The following is a 25,209-nucleotide window of genomic DNA, read 5'->3' as shown; positions in this document are numbered from 1 at the left end:
GCTTTACCAACCTACCGTTTTATAGTTGCTTTGGTGCGCTCACGGCCGCGGGGCCTCGTCTTCGGGCATCGCGCTGCTGCCTTCTTGCTACCCTCGCTCTGCTCGTGTTGCCTTGCGGCACCGCAACAAGTCAAAGGCGCTCAACCCAAAGACTGAAATCACTCGATAGCTAACCTATAGTTTGATTCTATAGCTATAGTTGCATCGCCTTTTCGTGGCGGTAATTCCTTGCGACAGGCTGCGCCTGCCTGTTCGTGATCCGTAACTATAGAACTATAACTCCAACTATAGTAATATCAGAGTTCCCCTCCTTGGATAAGGAGGGGGTAGGGGTGGTTTGATTAACCGCAACTATAAAACTATAGCCACAACTATAGTAAAGGCAGAAAGTCCCCCTACGAAGGGGGTAGGGGGATGACAAACGCTAACTATAGAACGATGGCTTCAACTATAGCAGTAGCCGAAAATTCCCCTCTTGGGAGGGGTTGGGGTGGGTTAATAAAGTAACCATAAAACCACAACTTCACCTATAATCAATACCAGATCTCGGCGAATCCTCAAAGTCCCCTTAACCACTGGTACAAACAAAAAGCCTGTAACATATCTGCTACAGGCTTTTTAAACCATAGTTTATAGTTACTGCTACTTCCCTTGCGGAGCAGTAATATTTCTCATTCTGATATGCAGTTCATCCAACTGCGTGTCTGAAATCGGAGACGGTGCATCGATCATCACATCGCGGCCGGAATTGTTTTTCGGGAAAGCGATGTAATCGCGAATGGAGTCTGAACCGCCGAAGATAGAGCAAAGTCTGTCGAAGCCGAAGGCAATACCACCATGTGGCGGCGCGCCATACTCAAAGGCCTCCATCAGGAACCCGAACTGCGCTTTTGCTTCGTCGTTTGAGAAGCCCAGTAAACGGAACATCTGCTCCTGCAAACGGCGATCGTGGATACGGATAGAGCCACCGCCTACTTCCACTCCATTAATTACCATGTCGTACGCGTTAGCACGAATGTCGCTTGGGCGATCATCGATCAGTTCCAGGTCTTCCGGCTTAGGCGACGTGAACGGGTGGTGCATGGCATGGTAACGGCCGGTTTCCTCATCCCACTCCAGCAGCGGGAAGTCAACTACCCATAGGGCCGAGAACGTATCTTTATCGCGTAGGCCAAGGCGGCTTCCCATTTCCAGACGTAGTTCGTTCAGGGCTTTACGGGTTTTATCTTTTCCGCCGGCCAATACAAGCAGCAGGTCGCCAGGTTTTGCATTAAATGCTCTCGCCCACTCTGCCAGGTCTTCCGGAGAGTAGAATTTATCTACCGACGATTTTACAGAGCCATCTTCGTTTACACGCGCATATACCAGACCGGTAGCACCAATCTGCGGACGCTTTACAAAGTCAGTCAGTTCATCCAGTTGCTTGCGGGTGTAATTTGCAGCGCCTTCGGCATTAATACCAACTATAAGCTCGGCATCATCAAATACTTTAAAGCCTTTGTTCTTTACCAGGTTATTCAGCTCCACAAACTGCATCCCGAAACGGGTATCAGGCTTGTCAGAACCATAGAGGCGCATCGCGTCGGCATAGGTCATGCGTGGCATCTTTGGCAGATTAATGCCTTTCACTTTCTGGAACAGGTGATGGATCAATCCTTCAAAGGTGTGCAGAATATCTTCCTGGGTCACAAACGAAAGCTCGCAGTCTATCTGGGTAAATTCCGGCTGGCGGTCGGCACGAAGGTCTTCGTCGCGGAAGCATTTCACGATCTGGTAATACTTATCGAAACCCGACACCATCAGCAGCTGCTTAAACGTTTGCGGCGACTGCGGCAGAGCGTAAAACTCCCCTGGGTTCATGCGGCTTGGCACCACAAAGTCGCGGGCACCTTCCGGCGTAGACTTAATCAGAACAGGCGTTTCTACTTCAATAAAATAATGCCCATCCAAATAATTGCGGGTTTCGCGCATCACGCGGTGGCGCAGCTCCAAGTTACGGCGTACCGGGTTACGACGCAGGTCCAGGTAGCGGTACTTCATGCGCAGGTCATCGCCCCCATCGGTTTCATCCTCTATCAGGAACGGTGGCAGCTTAGATGGGTTCAGCACCTGGATATACTTGTGCACGCCGTTTTTGATGGCATAGCCGCTCGCATTCAGCTCAGATTTAGGGCTCAGGTTTACAACTATTTCTATAGCCCCGGTAGGAATATCATTATTCTTACTGCTTCTTTCCTCCACTATACCCGATACCTTCAGCACGTATTCACGACCAATTTTACTCAGAAAAGCAGCCTTTTTATCCTTTGCTTCCATTTCGGAAATGATGATTTCACTTCCTGCATTTCTATAGAAATTGTTGACATCGACACGAATCTGCGTAATACCGTACCGGTCACGTAAATCAATAAAGATCATCGGCCCAAGGTCTCTGATCTTGGCTACCCAACCAGTCAGGATAACCTCTTCGCCTACATTATCTATTCGTAGTTCGCCGCAAGTATGAGTTCGGAGCATAGTAGTTTTTCTAAGTATATATAGCGCAAAAATAATAATTGTTACGTTAGGTTGCTCCTAAAATAGCAGGAGTATGCCAGATGTTAACAAGTAAGCTGATTATCAACTATAACTGATAGGGTTCTTCCCTATGTACCAAAAGTAACCGCATAAGTTTCGCCATTACAAGCTGCAACTTTAACTCAGGAGATTTTCCTGACAACACAAACCATAAGCCACTAATAATTAACCACATATAGACACAACTATAGTTGCGCCAAAAAACTTAAACAGCTATAACACAGGTTGGTCGGGAAAATAGCGGCATTAGTATAGTTTATTTTGAATAGCCTTATAGTTTGACTTTATTTAACTACAGTAATTTCACCTTAAAGTATAAACTATGGAACTCGTAATACAGAACCTGTCTAAAACTTACCCGAACGGTACAAAAGCCCTTAAGAACATTAACCTGACTATACCTAAAGGTATGTTTGGTTTACTGGGACCTAACGGTGCCGGAAAATCATCGCTGATGCGAACTATAGCAACACTACAGGAGGCAGATACCGGCAGCATTATGCTGGGAGACCTGGACGTGCTGCGCCAGAAAGAAGAGATGCGGAAAGTGCTGGGCTACCTGCCACAGGAGTTCGGAGTTTATCCAAAGGTGAGTGCCGAAGAAATGCTGGACCATTTTGCAGTATTAAAAGGCATCAGCAACCCGAAAGAACGTAAAGAAGTGGTGGCAGCGCTGCTGCAGCAAACCAACCTGTACGATGTGCGCAAGAAAAACCTGGGCGGCTACTCTGGTGGTATGAAACAGCGCTTCGGTATTGCACAGGCTTTGCTTGGTAATCCGCAACTGATTATAGTAGATGAGCCAACCGCCGGCCTGGACCCTGCAGAGCGTAACCGCTTCCATAACCTGTTAAGCGAAATTGGCGAGAACGTGATTGTGATCTTATCGACACACATTGTGGAAGACGTAACCGACCTGTGCCGCAATTTTGCCATCATTAACAAAGGCGAAGTGCTGTTAACCGGCGATCCGCTGGAAGTGATCAACAACCTGAACGGCCGTATCTGGCGCAAATTCATCCATAAGTCAGAACTGGCAGCGCACCAGGCCCAGTACGATGTTATCTCGTCGCGCCTTTTTGCGGGCAAAACCATTATCCACGTGCTCAGCGATGTGCAGCCAGGTGTAGAATTCGAGCCTGTAAATGCAGACTTAGAAGACGTGTACTTCAGCAGAATTTTTGAAGCTACAAAAGGCGAGCGTCATGAGCCTGCTGAAGTAATTATGAATTAAAAATTATGAATTATGAATGGCTTTGGTGGTTAGCAAAATGCTACTCAGGATTTTCTGAAGCTCGGTAGCATCCTGATGAACTGATTCGAAAGATTTAGCGGAAATAAATTCACTGTCTTTCAGTAGTCTCAGCCAATAAATTGTTTCGCGGGTCTCTTTAGCGGCAATATTCAGCTTGTTCACAAAATCGGCACGTGAACTGGCAGCAATAGCTTCGGCCACATTTGCTCCGATAGATGTTCCGCTTCTTAGCACTTGTTTTGAAAGGATGAATTCCTGTTCAGAAAAACGAAGATGCTTATACAATTTCACTACCCGCAAAGCAAAGGCATACGACTTATCTGCCACCACATTCTGTTTCATACAACATTCAAATTTTGACACAAGACATTAATTCATAATTAATAATTCATCATTCATAATTATTAAAGAGATGTTCAAAGAGATATTCTTGTTCGAACTGAAGTACCGGATGAAGCGCCCGGCTACTTATATCTATTTCTTCATCCTGTTCCTGATGGCCTTTTTTGCTATGCTGGGGCTGGGAGGTGCTTTTGGTGCCAGTGTTATAATAGGTGATGCCAGTGGCGGAAAGGTGTTTGCCAACTCGCCTTACCAGATCAATTGGATCGTTACCTTGCTCAGCTGGTTTGGTGTATTAATCACCTGTTCTATGATGGGTACGCCTATCTTCCGCGACTTTGAGCACAAAACCCATTCGCTATACTATACCACGCCTATCTCAAAGGCCGGTTATATTTTTGGCCGCTTTACAGGCTCGTTCCTGGTAACGCTGTTTGTGTTTATGGGCGTAGCACTAGGCGCTATGTTTGCCACCTTAATGCCCTGGATGCAGCCCGAAAAGTTAGGTCCATTTAACCTGATGTGGTACCTGCAGCCTTACCTGACGATCATTATCCCGAACCTGCTGCTTACAGGCGCCATCTTCTTTACTTTGGCAACTCTTACCCGCAGCGCGCTTTCTATTTATGTGGGTGGTGTCATTTTCCTGGTGATGTATGGCATTTCGAGTACCCTTACCAGTGACCTCGATAATGAGCTTATAGCTAACCTGACTGACCCGCTTGGCGCATCTGCCATATACTATACGCAACGTTACTGGACAACTGTGGAGCGCAACACCCTGATGCTGCCTTTCAGCGATTACCTGATCATGAACCGGGCGCTTTGGTTAAGCATTGGCCTGGGCTTGCTGGCATTTTGCTACTATAGATTCAGTTTCTCGTTTGCCAATACAGGCATTAAGCTGTTCCGTCGTCGTAGCAGTGCCGAGGCTGTTGGTGCCATTATTCCGTCTGAGCGTCTCAACCTGCCGAAAGTATCGCAGAGTTTTTCGTTTAACCTGAGCCTGAAGCAGTATTTTAAGCTGAGCAAACTGGAGTTCAACGGCATCATCAAAAGTGTTTACTTTATAGCTATAGTTACAGCCGGCATCATTTTCCTGTTCGTTTCAGGGGCGCAGGTAGGTAAAATGTATGATACCAATACCTTCCCGGTTACCTCGCAGGTGGTAACAGTCCTAAATGGCACCTTTGCGCTGTTTTTCTTGATCATCATTACCTTCTACTCTGGAGAACTGGTGTGGCGCGAGCGCGATAACCGCATTAACCAGATCTACGATGCTCTGCCTATTCCGAACTGGGTGCCCTTTGCCTCTAAAATGACTGCCCTGATGCTGGTACAGGTAGTGCTGCTTTTCGTGATCATGATCTGCGGTATCATCATCCAGACGTTTAAAGGCTACTATAAGTATGAGCTTAATGTGTACCTGCAGGGCCTGTTCGGCATTAACCTGGTAGATTACCTGCTGCTTTGCGTGCTGGCGATGCTGGTGCAAGTGATCGTGAACAACAAGTTTATCGGCCATTTTGTGATGGTGGTGTATTACCTGCTCAACATCTTTAAAGGCCAGCTTGGCTTTGAGCACACACTTTACTCCTATAGTTCCGATCCGGGCATTACGTACTCGGCTATGAACGGCTACGGGCACTTTGTGTGGCCTTTCACCATCTATAAAATTTACTGGGGAGCCTTTGCGCTACTATTAGCTATAGTTGCCAACATGCTTTGGTCGCGTGGTTCGGAAAACATGCTGAAATGGCGCCTGAAGCTAGCCAGCATGCAGCTTACCAGATCCACACTATTCGTTACCGCAGCCGGACTTATCGTTTTCCTGATCACAGGTAGCTTTATTTTCTACAACACCAATATCCTGAACAAGTACCGCACCTCGGATGACCAGGAAGAACGTCAGGCTTATTATGAAAAGACCTATAAAAAGTACGATGGCATTCCGCAGCCACGCATTACAGATGTGAACCTGAACGTGGACATTTACCCGGAAGAGCGCATTTTCGACTTTAAAGGCTACTTCTGGATCAAGAACACACACAGCCAGCCAATCGACTCGGTGCACATTAACCTGTCGGATGAAGCAGAAGTGCGCAAACTGGAATTTGATCAGCCTGCCGAACTAGCCCTGCATGACGAGGACTATGGTTACCGCATCTACAAACTGGATAAGCCATTGCAACCCGGCGACTCTATGCGCCTAAACATGGACCTACACTATGCTACCAAAGGTTTCCGTAACAGCGGGTCCAACACAGGCATCGTTTACAACGGTACGTTTATTAACAGCGATTACCTGCCTAAAATAGGTTACCAGTCTGGGCTGGAGCTGAGCCAGGATGATATGCGCAAAGAGCATGGACTGGAACCAAAACCACGCATGGCCGACGTAAACGACTCAGTAGCCCGCATGAATACCTACATCAGTAAAGAAGCGGATTGGGTTAACTTTGAAACTACCGTAAGCACCATCCCGAGCCAGATTGCCATTGCACCGGGTTACCTGCAGAAAGAATGGACAAAAGACGGCCGACGCTATTTCCACTATAAAATGGATGCGCCGATCCTGAATTTCTATTCCTTCCTAAGTGCAGATTACCAGGTAAAGAAAGACCACTGGAAAGGCAAGAACGGGCAGGATGTAGCCATCGAAATCTACTACCACAAAGGCCACGAATATAACCTGGACCGCATGATCAAGTCGGTGAAGAAGTCGCTGGATTACTTTACTGAGAACTTCAGCCCGTACCAGCATAAGCAGGTTCGTATCCTGGAGTTCCCGGGTTATCAGACGTTCGCCCAGTCCTTCCCGAATACTATTCCTTACTCCGAGGCCATCGGTTTTATAGCAGATGTGGACGATAACGACCCGGAGGATGTGGATTACCCGTTCTATGTAACGGCCCACGAGGTAGCACACCAGTGGTGGGCGCACCAGGTTATCGGCGGCGATGTGCAGGGTTCAGTGCTGATGTCGGAAACGATGAGCCAGTACAGCGCCCTGATGGTAATGAAGCACGAGTACGGCGAAGAGAAAATGAACAAGTTCCTGAAATACGAGCTGAACTCATATCTGCTTGGCCGCACTACAGAGCGCAAAAAAGAAATGCCGCTTTACCGCGTAGAGAACCAGGGATACATCCACTATCGCAAAGGCAGCGTGGTAATGTATGCACTGGCAGATTATATTGGCGAAGAAAACCTGAACAAAGCGCTGCAGAAGTATGTGCAAAAAGTAGCCTTCCAGCGGGCTCCATACACCAACTCTGTTGAGTTCCTGGGCTACATCCGCGAAGCTACCCCAGACTCGCTGCAGTACCTGGTAACAGATATGTTTGAGAACATTACCCTGTACGAGAACAAGACCACCGATGCCAAATACAAGAAGCTGCCTGATGGCAAGTATAAGGTAACCTTTACTGTTGATGCCAAAAAATGGTATGCCGATAGTTTAGGCGTAGAGTCTGCTGCTAAAATGGACGACTGGATAGATATTGGTGTGATTGCCCGTAACAAAGTGAATGGTCAGTGGCAGGATAAGCCGCTTTACCTGAAGAAACATAAGCTAAAGGCAGGCGAGCAGAAATTTGAGTTTGTGGTAGATGAAAAACCAGCCAAAGCCGGCATCGACCCAATGAATATGCTGATCGACCGAAACCCTACCGATAATACCAAGAACGTAACCGAAGGGTAAGAACCTTATAGTTTAGATTAAACACAGAAGCCATACCCCAACAGGTATGGCTTCGTTTTTATAGTTCGGTTTATAGTTACTTGGCCCCTTTTCCCTCGCTCGCGTCCCGCGAGTGTGAGCTACCAGCGGACTCTGGCCGCGCCGAACTATAGTTTATAGCTACAGCTATACTTTAAACCCGGATAGTAACGTGGCGAGACGCCACATAATAACGCACGCGCGCGGGACCCGAGCGAAGGCAGTAGCTTTTATGGTTTCATACAACTATAAACTATAGTTACTTAAACATGCCGCCTAACTTATCGCCTAGGCCGCCCGGTAGTTTATCTTTCAGGTTACCGCCCAGCATGCCCATCAGGTCTCCTTCCGATGATACTTTGCCCGAAAGTTTGCTCATTACAAAAGAGATAACAAACGGCCCAACCTGTTTGGCTACATTTTCAGGCACGCCAAGTTTCGAGCTCAGGTCATTCACGTACTTCCCGATCATGTTGTTTACAGCAGGCTGCTCCGTAGCGCCTTTGTTTCCTTTCAGCACATCCAGTATGCCGCCAAAGTTGCCGCTGGTTGCTTCGCTCTTCAAGCCAGTTTCCAGGTGGTCTTTTGCCAGGTCCACAGATTTGTTAGCCGTGTCGGGTTGAAGTTGAAATTTGTTTTGCAACTCGCCTGTGAGCTGGCCTTTTACAGAGTTTATTAAGTCGTTTAACATAGCTATAGTTTAGTAGTTGATCTATAGTTTGTAAACGGCTACATCAACTATAGGATACTTCAGAAGCAGTGATTGGCAATCGGTATTTCAAACTTTTAGCAAAGAAATTGCACCACTTTTACTTACATCCTGTTATTTGATCAATAATTTTTAGCTTTGCCTACACAATCCCTATGAACATGCGTTATCTAGCGTTTTTAGCCATCATCCTTATCGCAGGCGCTGCATTTGCTGCACCTAAACTTAAAAAAGTAAACCTTACCAAGGAAATTTCCATCCAGTTGCCCAAAGATTTCCTGCCCATGACTGATGATGATCTGGCACGGGATTACCCCGCAACTACAAGACCCTTAGCTGCTTACACCAGCCCGGACGGTAACATAGATTTCAGCCTGACACAGAAACGCACCACATTCCGCCAGAACGACCTGAGCATGCTGCGCGAGTTTTATAAGGCAAACCTGGTAGAGACTTTCACTAACATCGATTTTATCATACAGGAAGTAACTGAGATTAACGGCCGCCAGTTTATTGTTTTCGAGTTTGTATCGCATATGGCTGATGAGCGCGGCGCTTCTAACCTGCGCCCGGTTCAGAAATACAGCATTATTCAATACACCATCTCGGGTAACCAGTTGCAGATCTATACACTGCACATCCCGTTCCTGATGAAAAACCAGTGGCAGGAAACAGCCCGTGAGATCATGAACTCGGTTAAGTTTAAGAAGTAAATTACCACAAGTATAGTTTAAAAGCCTTTCCCTCACCTGGAAAGGCTTTTTTTATGGGCCGGGGCTAAAGTGGACTTTTAGGATTGGGCTTTAGCTATAGTTAGAGTTATCATTCTATAGCTGCTATTCTTTCTCTTGTTTATCATCCTGGAAGGATCTTGTAGGCTTATTGCAGAGGCTTCTACTATAGTTGCTGACATAAACCCACCCCTACCCCTCCCAAGAGGGGAATTGCTGCCACTGCTATAGTTTTGGCTATAGTTTTATGTTGTTAGTCATCCCCCTACCCCCTTCGAAGCGGGACTTTTCGGCTATTGCTGTAGTTTAGCTATAGTGCTATAGTTGCAGCCATTTTCTAACAACTATCAACCAATAACTAATAACCAAATCTTGCTTAACCAACCGGTAGCCTATACCTTTACAACTATGGCTACAGATTTTCTTTCGATTTATAGTGATGAGTATTTTATGCAGCAGGCTTATCGGCAGGCGCAGCAGGCTTTTGAAGAAGGCGAAGTACCGATTGGTGCTGTTATAGTTGCCAACAACCGCATTATAGCCAAAGCCTATAACCAGACCGAAAAATTGAACGACGTAACCGCCCACGCCGAGATGCTGGCCTTTACTGCCGCCGCCGAATGCCTGGGTAACAAATACCTGCACGATTGCACCCTTTATGTAACCGTAGAACCCTGCGTAATGTGTGCCGGCGCCAGCTACTGGGCACAGCTCAAGCGCGTAGTGTTCGGAACAAACGAGCCCAAACGCGGTTATAGAAGAGTAGGCAATTTACTACATCCTAAAACCGAGATGGTTAGTGGCATTTTGGCACACGAATGTGCCGACCTGATGGCAACTTTCTTTGCAGCCAGAAGAAAATAACTAATTTTGAAACTAAGAGTTTAAACGCATACGTACTCATACAACTGCTACGTATGTAATTGTTCACATATAAAAATATACAAAACTATGGCTTTCGAACTTCCGAAATTACCTTATGCTTACGATGCACTGGAGCCGCACATTGATGCACGCACCATGGAAATCCACCATACAAAACACCACCAGGCCTATACTGATAACCTGAATAAGGCTATTGCCGGCACTGACCTGGAAGGTAAGACTATCGAGGAAATCATGACCAGCATTGATGGCGAAAACAAAGCGGTTCGCAACAACGGTGGCGGTTACTATAACCACAACCTGTTCTGGACGATCCTTTCTCCAAATGGCGGCGGTCAGCCTTCAGGTGAACTGGCAGAAGCAATCAATTCAGCATTCGGTTCTTTCGACCAGATGAAAGAGAAATTTAATGCTGCTGCAGCTACGCGTTTCGGCTCTGGCTGGGCATGGCTATGTGTTAAAGATGGTAAACTGGAGATCTGCTCTACGCCTAACCAGGACAACACCCTGATGCCATTTGCTGAAGGTTGTGGCGGTCAGCCAATCCTGGGTCTGGACGTGTGGGAACACGCTTACTACCTGAACTACCAGAACCGTCGCCCAGATTACATCAATGCTTTCTGGAATGTAGTGAACTGGGAAGAAGTAACCCGTCGTTACAACGCAGCAAAATAGTCTTTAACAGACGTAAGACACCGGACAAAAGACATCAGACTTTTGGCCTGAACAAAAGCCCCACCAGAAATGGCGGGGCTTTTGTGTTATCAGATTGTCATTCTTTTATATTCAAAAGAAAATATATAATATAGAGTTGAAATATACCCAGCTCTATGGAATTACTCCTCCTGCTTTTAATAGCCATTTTAGTTATATGGTACGGAAAGCAACTTTCAGACAAACTTAATTCAAACCAACAGGATCTCTTTCAGCTGCACAAAGACATAATACGCTTAAGGGAGCAGCTGGAAAAACAAGCGACAAGACCTGCGCCGGATACTGTACCGGCAGCACCTAAAGCAGCTCCTGAACAACCGCAGGTTACAAAACCTGTAACACCGCCTGTAGCGGCTACACCTCCGCCTGTAATAGCAATACCAACACCACCCCGACCGGAGCCTTTACCAAGACCAGTTCCACAAGCGCAGCCACTGGAGCAGCCTGTAACAGCAACTATAGCAGCTTATACAGAGGTACCTGAACAACCGTACGAGCACGAGCCTTCTATTTTCGATAAGTTCAGGGAGAACTTGGATTGGGAGAAGTTTATTGGCGAGAACCTGATCAACAAATTAGGGATAGCTATTCTGGTACTGGGTATTGGCTTTTTTGTAAAGTATGCCATAGACCAGGACTGGATTAATGAAGTAGGACGCGTAGCGATAGGTATACTGGCTGGTGGCGTATTACTTGGGGTTGCGCACCGTTTACGTCAGTCTTACCAGGCGTTTAGTTCTGTGCTTGTGGGCGGTGGTATGGCCGTTTTATATTTCACAATTGCCATCGCCTTTCACGAGTACCGCTTGTTTAGCCAAACGGTTACCTTCCTGCTGATGGTGGGGATTACAGGTTTTACCATCTTCTTATCTATAGCTTATAACCGTATTGAGCTGGCTGTGCTGGCACTGGTTGGTGGCTTTGCAAGCCCTTTTATGGTGAGTACCGGCGAAGGCAATTACATCGTGTTATTCACCTTTATCTTGATCCTGAACCTCGGCATTCTGGTACTTGCTTACTTTAAGAAGTGGAACCTGCTGAATTACATCGCCTACGTTTTCACGATCATCCTTTACGGCGGCTGGCTTACAACAAGAGTTCTGGATGCGGCCAATCCTCCTTACCTGGGCGCACTTGTATTTGCCACCATCTTTTATCTGGTGTTCTTTGTGATGAACATCATTTACAATATTAGGGAGAAAAGAAACTTTACGGCTCCCGAAATTATGGTGCTGCTCAGCAATACGTTCCTGTATTACTCAGCGGGTATGTTTGTACTGCAGCATTTAGCAGGCGGTAATTACCAGGGCTTATTCACTATTGCTATCGCGGTATTCAACTTCATTTTCGTATACATTTTATACCAGAACCAGAAAACGGACCGTAACCTGGTGTACCTGCTCATCGGGCTTGTGCTCACGTTTGTAAGCTTAACGGCCCCTGTACAGCTAAAAGGAAACTATATTACTTTGTTCTGGGCTCTGGAATCGGTATTGCTGTTGTGGCTTTCGCAGCGTTCAGGAATAAAGCTGATCAGGGTGGCATCTGTTGTGGTGCTTGGACTCATGTTCTTTAGCCTCGTGCTGGACTGGAGCATTTACTACAACCAGCAACAGGAGCCGTTAACTATAGTTTTAAACAAGGTATTTATAACAGGTATAGTGGCAACTATAGCTTTAGCTGCAAACTTATGGTTACTCCAACGCGAACCTGAAGAGGAGCTGATCCTGATCAGGCTTTTACCGCTTGAGGTATACCGTGGGTTAATCACTTTTACGCTTGCCCTTACCCTATACCTTGTACTACTGTTTGAGCTCAACCACACGCTCGATCTGCTGGAAGTAAGTTATGCTACCTCCTATTTTATAGTTGGTTTCTATAATTACCTGTATCTGATCCTTTTATTATTCCTGAGTTTACGGCAGCCAAACCTGTTACTACAAAATGGTATAGAGGTGCTGGCCCTGGCAGGTATCTTTTTGTATTTTACTTTACTGCACCCCGCTACCTACCAGGCCAGAGATGCCTATTTAACTGCCGATGGCGAAACGTTGGGCAGCTTTATGCTTCATTACCTGCCTTTGGGTCTGGTACTGCTTATAGTAGCTCATCTGCTGCGCAGAGTGGCACAAAAGTTTGGCTTCAGCTCTACGGTAGGCAAGGTAGCTCTATGGGTTGCCAGCTTTATAGCAGTGTTTGTGGCAAGTGCCGAACTGGAACATCTGGCTCTACTACAATTTTATGAGCCTGAAACCAAATTGCATGCTCTGGTGGTACAGATCCGTAAAATAGGTTTCCCTATCCTTTGGGGCATCAGCTCATTTATGCTGATGATGATCGGGATGCAGCGCAAGCTTAAAACATTGCGGATTATTTCGCTCTCGCTTTTCTTTCTCACGCTGCTCAAACTCTTCCTGTTCGATATCAGAGGTATTTCTGAGGGAGGAAAGATTGCTGCCTTCATTTGCCTGGGTGTGCTGTTGCTGGTAATCTCTTTTATGTACCAGAAACTAAAAGTGCTGATCCTGAACGATGACAATACTACGCCGGATGTTGCCGAAAGTCAATAAGCTACAAATACTGCTCATTCTGGTGCTGGTTGGCTGTTTCAAGGTAACTGAAGCACAGCAGTATAACTGGCAATCGTCTGTAGCAACGCCAAAGCAGCAGGGCTACCACAGCATACTACTTAGCCCTGAAGTTATCGGCAGATTAAAGGCTGATCTTTCTGACATCAGGCTTTACAGTGGCGGGAAGGAAGTGCCTTACCTGCTTCGGGCTGAGGAACCTGTGCAGTATAAGCGCCTGTTCAAAAATTACGACATTGTTAGCTACACGCATCAGAAAGGCTGTTGCTCTGAGCTGCTTATCTCAAATCCTGAAAAGCGTAAGCTGAACAACATCAGCCTGCTGATCAGTAATGCCGATGCACGCAAGCAGGTAAAACTCAGCGGCAGCGATAACCGGCAGGATTGGTATGTGCTAAAGGAAAAGGATATCCTGTATGCTATAAATAACCGTGCAAGCACTGCAGAGGTTAAACTACTGGACTTCCCTTTAAGCAACTATCGTTACTTCCGGTTGCAGCTCAACGACTCTGCCAGTGCTCCGCTTAACATTCTACAGGCCGGGTATTACGATACCTATACCGAAGCTGGCAAACACATAGAGATACCGATTCGGGAGTTTACCCGCAAAGACAGCTTATCTACCAAAAGCTCTTATATACATGTGCGTTTTGCGCATCCGGTTTACCCCGAAAGACTGGAATTCACTATTTCATCGCCACAGTTATATTACCGTCATGGGCAGATCATTCTGGGGGCACCTGCACCTGAGAAACGCCGCAGAAGTAAGCGCAGAAAGCAGCGGCAGCAGCCCCGGCCAGCCGTGTCTTTTGTCCTTAACTCCAATGCTCCAGCTATAGTAGAACTTCCGCGGCAGAAGTTACGGGAGTTAACCATTGTTATTCAGAATGACGATAATCAGCCGCTGGAGATAACAGGATTAATAGCGCTCCAGCTTAACCGTTACCTGGTAGCAGAGCTATCTCCGGATCAGGAATACACATTACTTTTTGGCGACTCTACAGCTAAAGCTCCTGCTTATGAACTGGAGTATTTCCAGGACAGCATCCCTGCGAAATTGCCCGTGGTACAGACCGGAGAACTACAGCAGTTACAACCTGTCAAAAAAGAGAAAAACAAAACGTCCACTATACTTATCTGGTCAGCCATAGCCGTTGTTGTGGCCGGCCTCTCTTACATGACCGTTAAGCTGCTGAATGAAATGGACAAAAAGAAACAGGCATAACTTTAGAAATCATCTTATAAACAAGAAGGCCTGAAGCACAACTATAGCTTCAGGCCTTCTTGTTTATAAGATGTTCAGAAAATCAATTTTGTGCGATGCTGTTCTGCTTGTTCTTGTAAGCTTCCACTCCAGCATCCAGGAACTTCACAAAGTTGTTCACATTCAGGTCGTAGGCAGTTGGTTTAACCAGTACGTTCTCGTTCTCGTCCATCAGCACATAGTAAGGCTGGGCATTTACGTTAAACTTCGTGATCTGGTAATCAGCATACTTTCTGCCTATCGTTTTCTTTAACTTCCCATCATACGAACTCACATACTGCTCGCTTTCCGGAAGCTCGGTGCGGTCGTCCACATACAGAGCGGCGATTACGTACTCTTCGCGCAGGCGTTTCAGCACTTCAGGGTCCGACCATACGTTCTGCTCCATCTCGCGGCAGTTTACGCAACCATGGCCTGTAAAATCAATAAAGATCGGCTTGCCTTGTGCAGCGGCACACTTCTTAGCTTGCTCCAAGTCATAATAACCGGTTAATCCGTGTGCAATACCAGGCATGTTCTCGGCATATTTCGGTGCCTCGCACTGTTCGCTTTTATTGCCAGCCAATAAGCTTATGTTGTTACTGCTGCCGGCATTCTGCCTCACAATCTTGTTAATGTCGAAGTCTTGGGTAGTTTGCGGTGGCAGGTAACCAGAAAGCGCTTTTAAAGGTGCACCAAACATGCCCGGAACCAGATATACTACAAAGCCAAAGGTAACTATAGCAAAAAACAGGCGCGGCACGCTTATGTAGCTAACATCCGAGTCGTGCGAGAACTTGAGTTTGCCCAGCAGGTAAAAGCCCATCAGGGTGAAGATCACGATCCACAGGGCCAGGTAAACCTCGCGATCCAGGAGGCCCCAGTGGTAAACCTGGTCGGCAATGCTCAGGAACTTAAGCGCCAGTGCCAGCTCTAAAAAGCCCAGTACAACTTTCACGGAGTTTAGCCAGCCACCAGATTTAGGCAGGCTGCTCAGCCACGACGGGAAAATAGCAAATAGCGTAAATGGCAAAGCAAAGGCCATCGAGAAGGCGAACATGCCCAGAATCGGGCGTATAGTTTCGCCGCCGGCAGAGGCTACCAGTATGCTGCCAACTATAGGACCGGTGCACGAGAAAGAAACCAGCACCAGCGTAAATGCCATAAAGAACACCCCGATCCAGCCGCCACGGTCTGCCTGCGCATCTACTTTTGTGAGCCATGAGCTTGGCAATGTTATTTCAAACATCCCGAAGAAAGACATAGCAAACACTACAAACACCAGGAAGAACAGCACGTTAGGCAACCAGTGCGTGCTCAGGAAATTGGCGCCATCGGCACCAAACACACGGGCAACTATAGTTCCGATAATGGTATAAATGGCAATAATGGATAAACCATAAACCGCTGCTTTAATGATGCCTTGCGTGCGGCTGCCACTGCTGTTTGTAAAGAAGCTTACCGTCATAGGCACCATCGGGAACACGCACGGCGTCAACAACGCCACTAAACCAGAACCAAAAGCGATCAGCATAAAGGCCCAGATGCCCCCTTCGTCGGTAGCGGGTGCTGTAAAATCAACAGCATCAGCTTGTAGTGTTTCAGAAGGTGTGCCGGCAGCTGCATTGTTAATAGTTGTTGCACCACCCTGTGAAAATGCAGGAGAAAGCGCTGTATCAGCATTAGTTAAAGATGGCTGCGGCTGACCTATAGTTTGTGCATCGGCTGGCTCTTCAGGTTTTCCGGCGTCAGTAGCAGATGCTGCTGTTGCTTTGCCAGTTACTTTTATCTGCTTGTTAGTGAATGTAAATTCGTCGTCGAACGGAATGCAGCGGCCGTCTATATCAGTACAAACCTGGTATTCGTAAGAGCCTTTTACCTGCAGGTCCGGCTTAAGCACTTTAATTTTCTGACGGAACTGCGCGGTGCCTATAAAGTAAGTGTACTCACCTCCCCACAGGTCGTCGTACTTCTTTTTAGGATTAACAGGCTTTATTTTACCCACCAGCTCATACGACGGGTGTTTTACGAACGTGAATTCAGTAACCATCGGCCCCAGCTCCGGATCGAAGTCTGAAGAGTACAGGTACCAGTCTTTGTCGATTTTTACATTAAAGATGAGCTCTACCTCTTCTCCTACAGCTGCTTCTTTTTTAGAAACATCGTAGCTCCAGGTGGCAGGTTTTAGTACCTGTGCAGTGGCCGAAAAGGCAACCAGCCAGAACAGCGTGATGGCCAATAAGCTCTTTAGATATGTGTTGGTAAGCATATGTGCTTCTTAATTAATAGATTTTGCAGTTAATTCTGAATATAACCAATCTGCATGTGCTATGTTAGCGCAATTACAAAAGTAAAAAATATATCAGTGGTATGCCCAACTCAATTCAGGTATGCTACTAATCGCTGATGTAAAACCACCTGAACAGTACAAACTACGCCAACTATAAGACTAAAACTCCTGTACCTGCCCACCTGGTTCCGCCTTCAGCATGTTCCACGGATTTCTAAACTTTTATACTTTTCCATTACCCTTAGCTTACAACAATTAGTTATACAACTCACTGTTTAAACGACTATAACTATAACTTTAAAAATATTTATTTCAAAATATTAAATTAATATATAACTATTTTTAAATATATTCCGTATATTATACAAATACAGCAAAATAAAACCGACTCCAGATTAATCTGTTTTTTACACGCAAAAATTTGAAGTATACCATTATCAGCGCTCCATTCACGGGTAACTATAGTTTTATAGTGGCAGAGCCGGAATTTTAAGGCTAGCTTTAATGTACTGTAATAAAGAATAAATATAACTCGACCAACATTACACGATGAAACAAAGTCTACGTAACCAAGAAGTACAGCTACTACAGACCGAGTGCGGAAGAGTGTTTGATTACGTTTTTAAGGCCATGAAGCTTGTACGTGATGAAAAACATAACTTCCACGTCGTGTATAAGACCATGACGGATGAGTACATTTATTCTTTTTGCAATCCCTTCCAGGATACACTGGCAACAAACACGTATAAACTGATCTCGGAAGCAGAAGCCAAGAAAATTTTTCTGCCGCGACTCACTTCCGAAAACGCCCACGAGTTGTTCACAACCGCCAAGGCCTCTTTTGCACTGCATGCATAGTTTGATGCCAGCGTATCTATAAACCAAAGGTGCCCTACAAGCACCTTTGGTTTTTTTATGCTTATGCTGTATACCCTGTTATTTTAGCTAATATTTGCCGAACTATATACATTTGTAGCTTAATATCGTAAATTGGTTATTTTAACAACTATGGCAGCCAAACCCTGCCGCTACAAATTATGATCCTCGATATATTACTGACTATATTCCTGGTACTACTGAACGGCTTCTTTGTGGCTGCTGAGTTTGCTATAGTTAAGGTGCGCTCCTCACAGATCGAGCTGAAAGCACAGGCTGGCAACACAATGGCTAAACTGGCAGCGCACATGATCTCGCACCTGGATGCATACCTATCGGCTACGCAGCTGGGAATTACGCTGGCATCGCTGGGCCTGGGTTGGATCGGGGAAAGCGTGGTATCGCAGATCATTATCAACGTAATGGCAACTTTTGGCTTTGAGCCAAGCCCTGAGGTGGCACACAGAATTGCTCTGCCGGTTGCCTTTGCTCTTATTACGGTGCTACACATTGTGTTTGGTGAGCTGGCGCCAAAATCGCTGGCCATACAGCGCCCTGAGTCTACAACGCTGGCAATTGCACTGCCACTGCGTTTTTTCTACATTATCTTTATCCCGTTTATCTGGCTCCTCAACGGGTTCTCGAACTTTATTTTGCGCTCTATCGGCATCCGGCCTTTACATGGCGCTGAGGTACACTCTGCCGAAGAGTTGCGCCTGCTGTTTGAGCAAAGTGCCGAAGGGGGTGCCTTGCAAGACTCTCAGCATGAGCTCATAGAGAATGTATTTCAGTTTAACGAGCGCATGGTGAAGCAGATACTGGTGCCCCGCACTAAAATGGTAGCTGTAGACATCAACATTTCGGAGCACGATCTAATGGAGATCATCTTTAACGAAGGTTACTCCCGCCTGCCCGTGTATAGTGGCAACATCGATAATATTGTGGGTGTGCTGTATGTAAAAGACCTTCTGAGCCTGATGCGCCTCGGGGAAAAGATCGTGCTCGAAAACCTGATACGCCCGGCTTACTTTGTGCCTGAAACCAAGAAGATCAACCGCCTGCTAAAACAGTTTCAGCGCCGCCACCTGCACATGGCCATTGCTACCGATGAGTTTGGCGGTGTTTCGGGTATCGTAACGATAGAAGATATTATTGAAGAACTGGTTGGCGAAATACAGGACGAGTACGATGAAGAAGTGCCGCTGGTAGAAATGGTAGCCGACTTTGAGTATAAGGTAAGCGGTTCTGCCGCTATTTCAGATGCCAACGATTACCTGCCTTACCCGCTACCGGAAGGCGAGGACTATGAAACAGTGGGTGGCCTGGTGAGCGTGATCTATGGCCAGATCCCGGAAAACATTACCGACCCGATCGAATTTAACGAGTACGAAGTGCATGTGCTCGAAAAATCAGAAAGAAGCATAGACTCTGTATCGTTTAAGGTGCGGGACGAATTACGCGAAAGCACCGTGCAGCGCGAAATGCCGGAGCATTAAGCCACAACTATAGTTTATAGCTTTTAAGCCTGCTTTGTCAGTTTATAGTCTGCAAAGCAGGCTTCTTTTTTTACTCTTTACCCGTAAACCAGCCACTGTACATCACATAGTTATTGGCTACTTTGTCCAGGCCATCAATCTGCTCCTGGCTTAGCTGCTTTACTTTTTTAGCCGGTATACCTGCGTAAATCCACCCTGATTCGCAAACGGTGTTCTCCAATACTATAGCGCCGGCAGCAACGATGCAATTCTTCTGAACTATCGCATTATCCATCACAATTGAGCCCATGCCTATCAGCACGTTGTCTTCTACGGTGCAGCCATGCACAATAGCATTGTGCCCCACCGATACGTTGCTACCAATGGTTGTAGCGGCTTTCTGGTAAGTGCAATGTATCACGGCGCCATCCTGAATGTTGGTTTTATCGCCAATCCGGATCGCGTTCACATCTCCGCGGATAACGGCGTTAAACCAGACAGAACATTCGCGCCCCATCACCACATCGCCAACTATAGTTGCGTTTTCTGCTACAAAAGTCTCTTCGCCTATCTGAGGCATCACGCCTTTAACCGGAAGTATAAGGGGCATAGTTTTAATTGTTGATGGTTAAATTGTTGATTGTTTATCTGGTAAAGTTATAGTTTATTGTTGAGGGTTGAATTGTTATATGATTGTGATCACACCGGGGTAAATTTATTATTTATCCTGCCAATCCTAAAATTCTGGTAATCCTGATTCCGACAATTTAATAATCTGCGATTAAACCAATAATCTTTTCCAGGTGCCTTTGCTATAGTTGTATTTCAGGGTGCTGGGCAGGGCTTTCCAGAAGTACTTGTTTATGTTTACGGCAAAGCTGGGCTGCATGTAGCAATTTATAGTACAACCTTCGCACGCAGGCAGGCGGCCTTCCTGTTGTTTTAGCTGCTCTACTTCGGGACTATAGTATAGCTGGTGCAGGTTACCATTTATGGGGTAGCTTTTAGTACCCAGGTGGTAACATGGCAGCACCAGCTCATTCTCGGGAGAGATAACTATAGTTGTACTGGCAGCCTTACAAACCGGCTTATCTATATGATTTCCACCATCGCGACGTAGTTGTATAAAGCCATCGTTCAGGTACACGCCTTTGCGCTTGCCAAATTGGGTCAGGTAATCCAGTTCTTCTGCTGTTAATCTTTCGCCGGTTTCAACAGTATTGTATTCAAAAGCCGGGTTCAGAATCAGTACTAGTTTGTTGGGTTGTGTTATGGTTCGGTACACCTCCTCCAGTTCGTGCAGATTATGCTTAAAAACGGTAAAAAGTATATCTGGCCGCTCTCCCAACTCCTTCGCTACTTTAATAGATTCCATCACAAAATCGTAACAAGCTACTCCCCTGCCGGTATCATGCTTTTCCCTGTCAGCGGAATCGAGGGAGAAATGCAGCATGTCCACCTTGCCTTTTAAGCGTTCAGCGTACTTTGGGTAAAGCAAGGCATTGGTGGTGAGCGTCGTGATGAAACCCATATCATGTGCCATGCCCAGCATCCGGTCTATTTCGCGATGCAGCAACGGTTCGCCACCTGTAAAGTCTATCACCTGTACGCCCAGCTTTTTCAGATCGCGCAGGTTTTGTTGCACATCTTCCAGCGTAATGTAAGGCGAAGGTTTCTCCCAGATGTCGCAGAACGAGCACTTTGCGTTACAGCGGTAGGTAACGTAGTAGTTGCAAAGCACAGGTCTGGTTCTCAGGAGCATATTAGGGGAATTTTCCGAAATTATGAATTCAAAATTATGAATTATGAATTAGTTATTACGAGTTTTAGAACACAAGAATGGAAATGGCTTAAAGGCTGAATTGTTAAATGGCTGATTGCTGTATTTAAAGTCTAAAAACTTTCTAACTTTCTAACTCCAAAACTCTTAAATTCCTAAACTTTCTAAGGCTTTGAAAAGACAGAACATCTCATCTGGCGTAATCTGGGAAGATATTGTTGGTTACAGTCGTGCCGTGCGTGTAGGCAATGTAATTGAAGTAGCAGGAACTACCGCAACCAATGGTGACCAGGTAATTGGCAAAGGCAATGCGTATGAGCAGACAAAATTCATTTTCCAGAAAATAGAAAAAGCTTTAAAAGAAGCTGGCGCAACTTTAGAAGATGTTGTTCGCACACGCATGTTCGTTACTGACATCAGACAGTGGGAAGAGATTGGCCGCGCCCACGGCGAAGTGTTCCGAACTATAAAACCTGCCGCAACGATGGTACAGGTAAGTGCCCTCATTAACCCCGAGCTTTTAGTGGAGATAGAGGTCACCGCCCTGTTAGCAGCAGAACACCAGCAAACCGAAGGCTTCTCGCTCAGGTAAAGCGAAGGCTTATAGTTGTATAGTTGCTGTTGGTCCAACCACCCCTGCCCCTCCTTGTCCAAGGAGGGGAGCTTTAAGCTTATGCTATAGTTAAGCTTAAAGTTCTATAGTTAGCATTAGTCATCCCCCTACCCCCTTCAAAGGGGGACTTTTCTGCCTTCGCTATAGTTTCAGCTATAGTTCTATAGTTTCTCTTTTAACCCACCCTTACCCCTCCCAAGAGGGGAATTCCCACTAGGGCTATAGTTTGAGCTCTCGTGCTATAGTTACAAACCAGGAGCAGGCAGGCGCAGCCTGCCCCACGAAACTACTACCACGGAAAGGCGATACAACTATAACCTATTAATAAACTATAGCTTAGCTATCGAAGTGATCACAGTCTTTGGGTTGAGCGCCTTGTAGATTTCTGGTGCCGTCAGGCATTGCGACAATAGGAGCAAAAGAAATGTACACCGCGCGATGCCCGAAGACGAGGCCCCGCGGCCGGGAGCGCACCAAAGCAACTATGCCAACTGTAGGCTGGTAGAGCTCCTAGGGTAGAAGGAAATTATAGCACAAACTGCTTGTGGCAATAGATAACAGACTTTAACTATAGGACCTATAAGATGTCTCGACTAACGCTCGACATGACAAAAGAGAGCTATAGTCAGTAATAGATTTCTCGTTACACGCGAAATGACAGTAGAAGAAAACTATATAACATTTAAGATCCCTGTAAACTTAAAACAGTAACGCCGGAAAGCAGTTAGCTCTCCGGCGTTACTATAGTTACAAAGTCTTCTCTCAAAACCTTATTTCGGCATATACATCTCGGCGCCAGGTCCTACCGGCCATCCGAAAATGATCCAGACGATAAACAATAAGGTCCAGCCGATCAGGAATACAACCGTGTATGGCAACATGGTAGAGATAACCGTTCCGATACCCGCTTTCTTATCATAGCGCTGTATAAAGGCCACAATCAGGGCGAAGTACGACATCATGGGTGAGATAATGTTGGTAACACTATCACCGATGCGGTAAGCTGTTTGCGTGAATTCTGGTGTGTAGCCCAGGAGCATAAACATCGGGATGAAAACAGGTGCCATAATAGCCCATTTAGCCGAAGCCGAGCCCATTACCAGGTTTATAGTTGCTGCCACCAGAATGAACATGATCATCAGCGGGATATCGCTCAGACCCATGGTTTGCAGTACTTCAGCGCCGTTAATAGCCAGTATAAGCCCCAGGTTAGTCCAGTTGAAGTAGGCTACGAACTGCGCTGCAAAAAATACCAGTACAATGTAGGAGCCCAGTGTTTCCATTGATTTAGCCATGCCACGCATCACATCGCTGTCGTTTTTGATGGTTTTAGCACCAATACCGTAAGCAATACCGGCCACACCAGCCAGGATGAAGATGAACGCCACAATGCCCGACATAAACGGTGAATTCAGGATATCACCAGTTTCAGGGTCGCGCAGATAACCATTTTCCGGAATAAGGCCGCCCAGTATAAATGCCGACATAAGCAGCACCGCTATAGTTGCGTAAAGTATGCCGCGCTTTTCCAGCGGGTTCAGGCGGTCGATGCTTTCCGGTTTTTCTTCACCCGTATACTCGCCAAGGCGCGGAACTACGATTTTCTCGGTTACCCAGGTGCCCAGGCCAGCAATCAGGAACGTAGATACGAACATAAAATAATAGTTAGCGGCAGGGTTTACCACATAGTTCGGATCGATGATTTTGGCAGCTTCCGTGGAAAGGCCGGCAAGCAAAGGATCAACAGTGCCGAGTAACAGGTTGGCACTATAGCCACCCGACACGCCGGCAAACGCAGCAGCCAGACCGGCCAGCGGATGACGTCCCGCAGCAAGGAAAATAATAGCAGCCAAAGGCACTAAAAGGACATAACCCACTTCAGAAGCCGTATTAGACATAACACCGGCAAATACAATTACGAACGTTAGCAATCGCTTCGGCGAGGCCAGCACCACTAAACGCAGTACCGCACCTATCAGGCCGGTGCCTTCAGCAATACCAATACCAAGCAACGACACCAGTACTGTACCCAGCGGCGCAAAGCCGGTAAAGTTGGTAACCATACGCGTCAGGATCATGTGCAACCCATCGGCAGAGAGCAGGTTTACGGGTGTAACGGTTTCGCCGGTGCCCGGGTGTACCACGGCCATATCAAAGAGGCTGGCAACCCACGATAAAATAATGATTAAGAGCGCGAAACCGGCAAACAAAGTAGCAGGGTGAGGCAAGGCATTTCCGATTCGTTCTATAACAGATAAAAATCTGTCGATACCGGACTTTTTCTTTTGTAAGGTGGTCATAGGTTAGGGTGATGTGCGTTTAGCCGGGCAGGAAAAAGTAAGATGCCCGGCAGTTTAAATTTAGTTTAGCTCCTGAAATTGCTTAAAAACACGGACACCTGCAAACTTTACCGGAAATCCCTAACTTGGCAACCGCTTATAGTTTAACCTGATTATGATACCAGCCCTGCAACCCGGCGACAAGATTGCCATCGTTTCTACTGCCCGTAAAATAACCGCACAAGAGCTTGTGCCTGCAATCCAAACCTTCGAAAACTGGGGCCTTCAGGTGGTGTTAGGGCAAACAATCGATGCCAGCTATAATCAGTTTGCCGGCGAGGATGCATTGCGTTTGCAGGACTTCCAGCAGATGCTTGATGATGAAACGGTAAAAGCCATCGTTTGCGCACGCGGCGGTTACGGCACCACCCGAATCATCGATCAGGTTGATTTCACAAAGTTCCGGCAGCGCCCCAAGTGGGTAGTTGGCTTCAGCGATGTAACCACCATTCACAGCCATATCCATAACCTGGGCATCGAAACCATACATGCCATTATGCCCGTGCTGTTTGGCCGTGAAGGAACGATTGATTCTGTAGAAACGCTAAGAAAAACCCTGTTCGGGGAAAACTTAAATTATAGCTCGGCTCCACATCCCTTCAATCGCACCGGCACCGCCCAAGGCCAGTTGGTAGGCGGCAACCTTTCCATGCTGCACACGCTCACCGGCACTAAATCCGACATCAATACCGAAGGCAAAATTCTGTTCCTCGAAGACCTGGACGAATACCTTTACCATATAGACCGTATGCTGGTGCACCTCGACCGCAGCGGCAAGCTCAGCAACCTGGCCGGTCTTATAGTTGGCGACATGAGCGACATGAAAGACAACTCCATCCCTTTCGGTAAAACAGCTTATGAAATTATAGCAGAACATACCGGCAAGTACAACTACCCTGTTTGTTACAACTTTCCGGTGGGCCACGAACCCCTGAACCTGGCACTGATCTGCGGCAGAAACGCGATGCTTAACGTGAGTGACCTAGGAGCTAAATTGGAGTATGTTCTATGTAAATAAAATCGTATATTAAACTTCTTGTATATAGTATATTCGTTAATCCAGTTCCGTTT

General features: G+C 46.5%; 18 protein-coding genes. 11 read left to right on the top strand and 7 right to left on the bottom strand.

All coding sequences use genetic code 11. The annotated features are described in order from the left end of the window. Positions 1-642 precede the first annotated feature (642 nt). Positions 643-2,517 carry an aspartate--tRNA ligase gene (gene aspS / locus GXP69_RS04440; RefSeq protein ID WP_163912753.1) on the bottom strand — a complete coding sequence of 625 codons (1,875 nt, stop codon included), beginning with the start codon at positions 2,515-2,517 and terminating at the stop codon, positions 643-645. Between the two features lie 382 nt (positions 2,518-2,899). On the opposite strand from aspS, the gene GXP69_RS04435 reads away from it, so the two are divergent. Beyond that, entirely contained in the window at positions 2,900-3,811 is a 912-nt protein-coding gene (locus GXP69_RS04435) for an ABC transporter ATP-binding protein (RefSeq protein WP_163912751.1), read from the top strand. Positions 3,812-3,814: 3 nt separating this feature from the next. Here the strand turns inward: GXP69_RS04435 and GXP69_RS04430 are convergent, their stop codons facing one another. After that, positions 3,815-4,174: a four helix bundle protein gene (locus GXP69_RS04430; RefSeq protein WP_163912749.1), complete on the bottom strand. Its 360-nt coding sequence runs from the start codon at positions 4,172-4,174 to the stop codon at positions 3,815-3,817. 70 nt (positions 4,175-4,244) lie between these two features. Between GXP69_RS04430 and GXP69_RS04425 the strand changes: the two genes are divergently transcribed. Beyond that, on the top strand, positions 4,245-7,877 hold the full coding sequence (locus GXP69_RS04425) for an ABC transporter permease/M1 family aminopeptidase (protein WP_163912747.1): 3,633 nt from the start codon (positions 4,245-4,247) through the stop codon (positions 7,875-7,877). Between the two features lie 277 nt (positions 7,878-8,154). Here GXP69_RS04425 and GXP69_RS04420 read toward each other — a convergent pair whose 3' ends face one another. Then, entirely contained in the window at positions 8,155-8,586 is a 432-nt protein-coding gene (locus tag GXP69_RS04420; RefSeq protein WP_163912745.1) for a hypothetical protein, read from the bottom strand. A gap of 179 nt (positions 8,587-8,765) precedes the next feature. Between GXP69_RS04420 and GXP69_RS04415 the strand changes: the two genes are divergently transcribed. From GXP69_RS04415 to GXP69_RS04395, 5 genes are all read left to right on the top strand, one after another. Continuing rightward, positions 8,766-9,317, top strand: coding sequence for a hypothetical protein (locus GXP69_RS04415; RefSeq protein WP_235925551.1), 552 nt, complete (start codon positions 8,766-8,768; stop codon positions 9,315-9,317). 426 nt (positions 9,318-9,743) lie between these two features. Further along, positions 9,744-10,199 (top strand): nucleoside deaminase, encoded by a 456-nt coding sequence (locus tag GXP69_RS04410; RefSeq protein WP_235925550.1) that lies wholly within the window; start codon positions 9,744-9,746, stop codon positions 10,197-10,199. Positions 10,200-10,286: 87 nt separating this feature from the next. Then, complete coding sequence (locus tag GXP69_RS04405; protein ID WP_163912741.1) at positions 10,287-10,895, top strand: superoxide dismutase; 609 nt, start codon at positions 10,287-10,289, stop codon at positions 10,893-10,895. A gap of 155 nt (positions 10,896-11,050) precedes the next feature. Then, entirely contained in the window at positions 11,051-13,504 is a 2,454-nt protein-coding gene (locus GXP69_RS04400; protein WP_163912739.1) for a DUF2339 domain-containing protein, read from the top strand. After that, complete coding sequence (locus GXP69_RS04395) at positions 13,467-14,747, top strand: hypothetical protein (RefSeq protein WP_163912737.1); 1,281 nt, start codon at positions 13,467-13,469, stop codon at positions 14,745-14,747. The genes GXP69_RS04400 and GXP69_RS04395 overlap by 38 nt, the downstream gene beginning before the upstream one ends. Before the next feature lie 82 nt (positions 14,748-14,829). On the opposite strand, the gene GXP69_RS04390 is transcribed toward GXP69_RS04395, so the two are convergent. Beyond that, positions 14,830-17,034: a protein-disulfide reductase DsbD family protein gene (locus GXP69_RS04390; protein WP_163912735.1), complete on the bottom strand. Its 2,205-nt coding sequence runs from the start codon at positions 17,032-17,034 to the stop codon at positions 14,830-14,832. Positions 17,035-17,604: 570 nt separating this feature from the next. On the opposite strand from GXP69_RS04390, the gene GXP69_RS04385 reads away from it, so the two are divergent. Both GXP69_RS04385 and GXP69_RS04380 read left to right on the top strand, forming a co-directional pair. Then, complete coding sequence (locus GXP69_RS04385; RefSeq protein WP_163912733.1) at positions 17,605-17,913, top strand: hypothetical protein; 309 nt, start codon at positions 17,605-17,607, stop codon at positions 17,911-17,913. 179 nt (positions 17,914-18,092) lie between these two features. Then, positions 18,093-19,427 (top strand): hemolysin family protein, encoded by a 1,335-nt coding sequence (locus tag GXP69_RS04380; protein WP_163912731.1) that lies wholly within the window; start codon positions 18,093-18,095, stop codon positions 19,425-19,427. 70 nt (positions 19,428-19,497) lie between these two features. Here GXP69_RS04380 and GXP69_RS04375 read toward each other — a convergent pair whose 3' ends face one another. Then, positions 19,498-20,016, bottom strand: coding sequence for a gamma carbonic anhydrase family protein (locus tag GXP69_RS04375; protein WP_163912729.1), 519 nt, complete (start codon positions 20,014-20,016; stop codon positions 19,498-19,500). 171 nt (positions 20,017-20,187) lie between these two features. After that, positions 20,188-21,168: a radical SAM protein gene (locus tag GXP69_RS04370; RefSeq protein ID WP_163912727.1), complete on the bottom strand. Its 981-nt coding sequence runs from the start codon at positions 21,166-21,168 to the stop codon at positions 20,188-20,190. A 190-nt stretch (positions 21,169-21,358) separates the two neighbouring features. On the opposite strand from GXP69_RS04370, the gene GXP69_RS04365 reads away from it, so the two are divergent. After that, positions 21,359-21,778 carry a RidA family protein gene (locus GXP69_RS04365; RefSeq protein ID WP_163912725.1) on the top strand — a complete coding sequence of 140 codons (420 nt, stop codon included), beginning with the start codon at positions 21,359-21,361 and terminating at the stop codon, positions 21,776-21,778. A 791-nt stretch (positions 21,779-22,569) separates the two neighbouring features. Here the strand turns inward: GXP69_RS04365 and GXP69_RS04360 are convergent. Further along, the gene (locus GXP69_RS04360; protein WP_163912723.1) at positions 22,570-24,099 is read right to left on the bottom strand and encodes an AbgT family transporter; all 1,530 of its coding nucleotides are present in this window, start codon (positions 24,097-24,099) and stop codon (positions 22,570-22,572) included. Between the two features lie 154 nt (positions 24,100-24,253). Between GXP69_RS04360 and GXP69_RS04355 the strand changes: the two genes are divergently transcribed. Then, positions 24,254-25,156 (top strand): S66 peptidase family protein, encoded by a 903-nt coding sequence (locus GXP69_RS04355; protein ID WP_163912721.1) that lies wholly within the window; start codon positions 24,254-24,256, stop codon positions 25,154-25,156. Positions 25,157-25,209 lie beyond the last annotated feature (53 nt).

The sequence above is a fragment of the Pontibacter burrus genome (genome assembly GCF_010686685.1).
GTDB lineage: Bacteria > Bacteroidota > Bacteroidia > Cytophagales > Hymenobacteraceae > Pontibacter > Pontibacter burrus.
The sequence above is the reverse complement of the archived record's forward strand: the minus strand, read 5'-3'. Positions and strand labels throughout refer to the sequence as shown.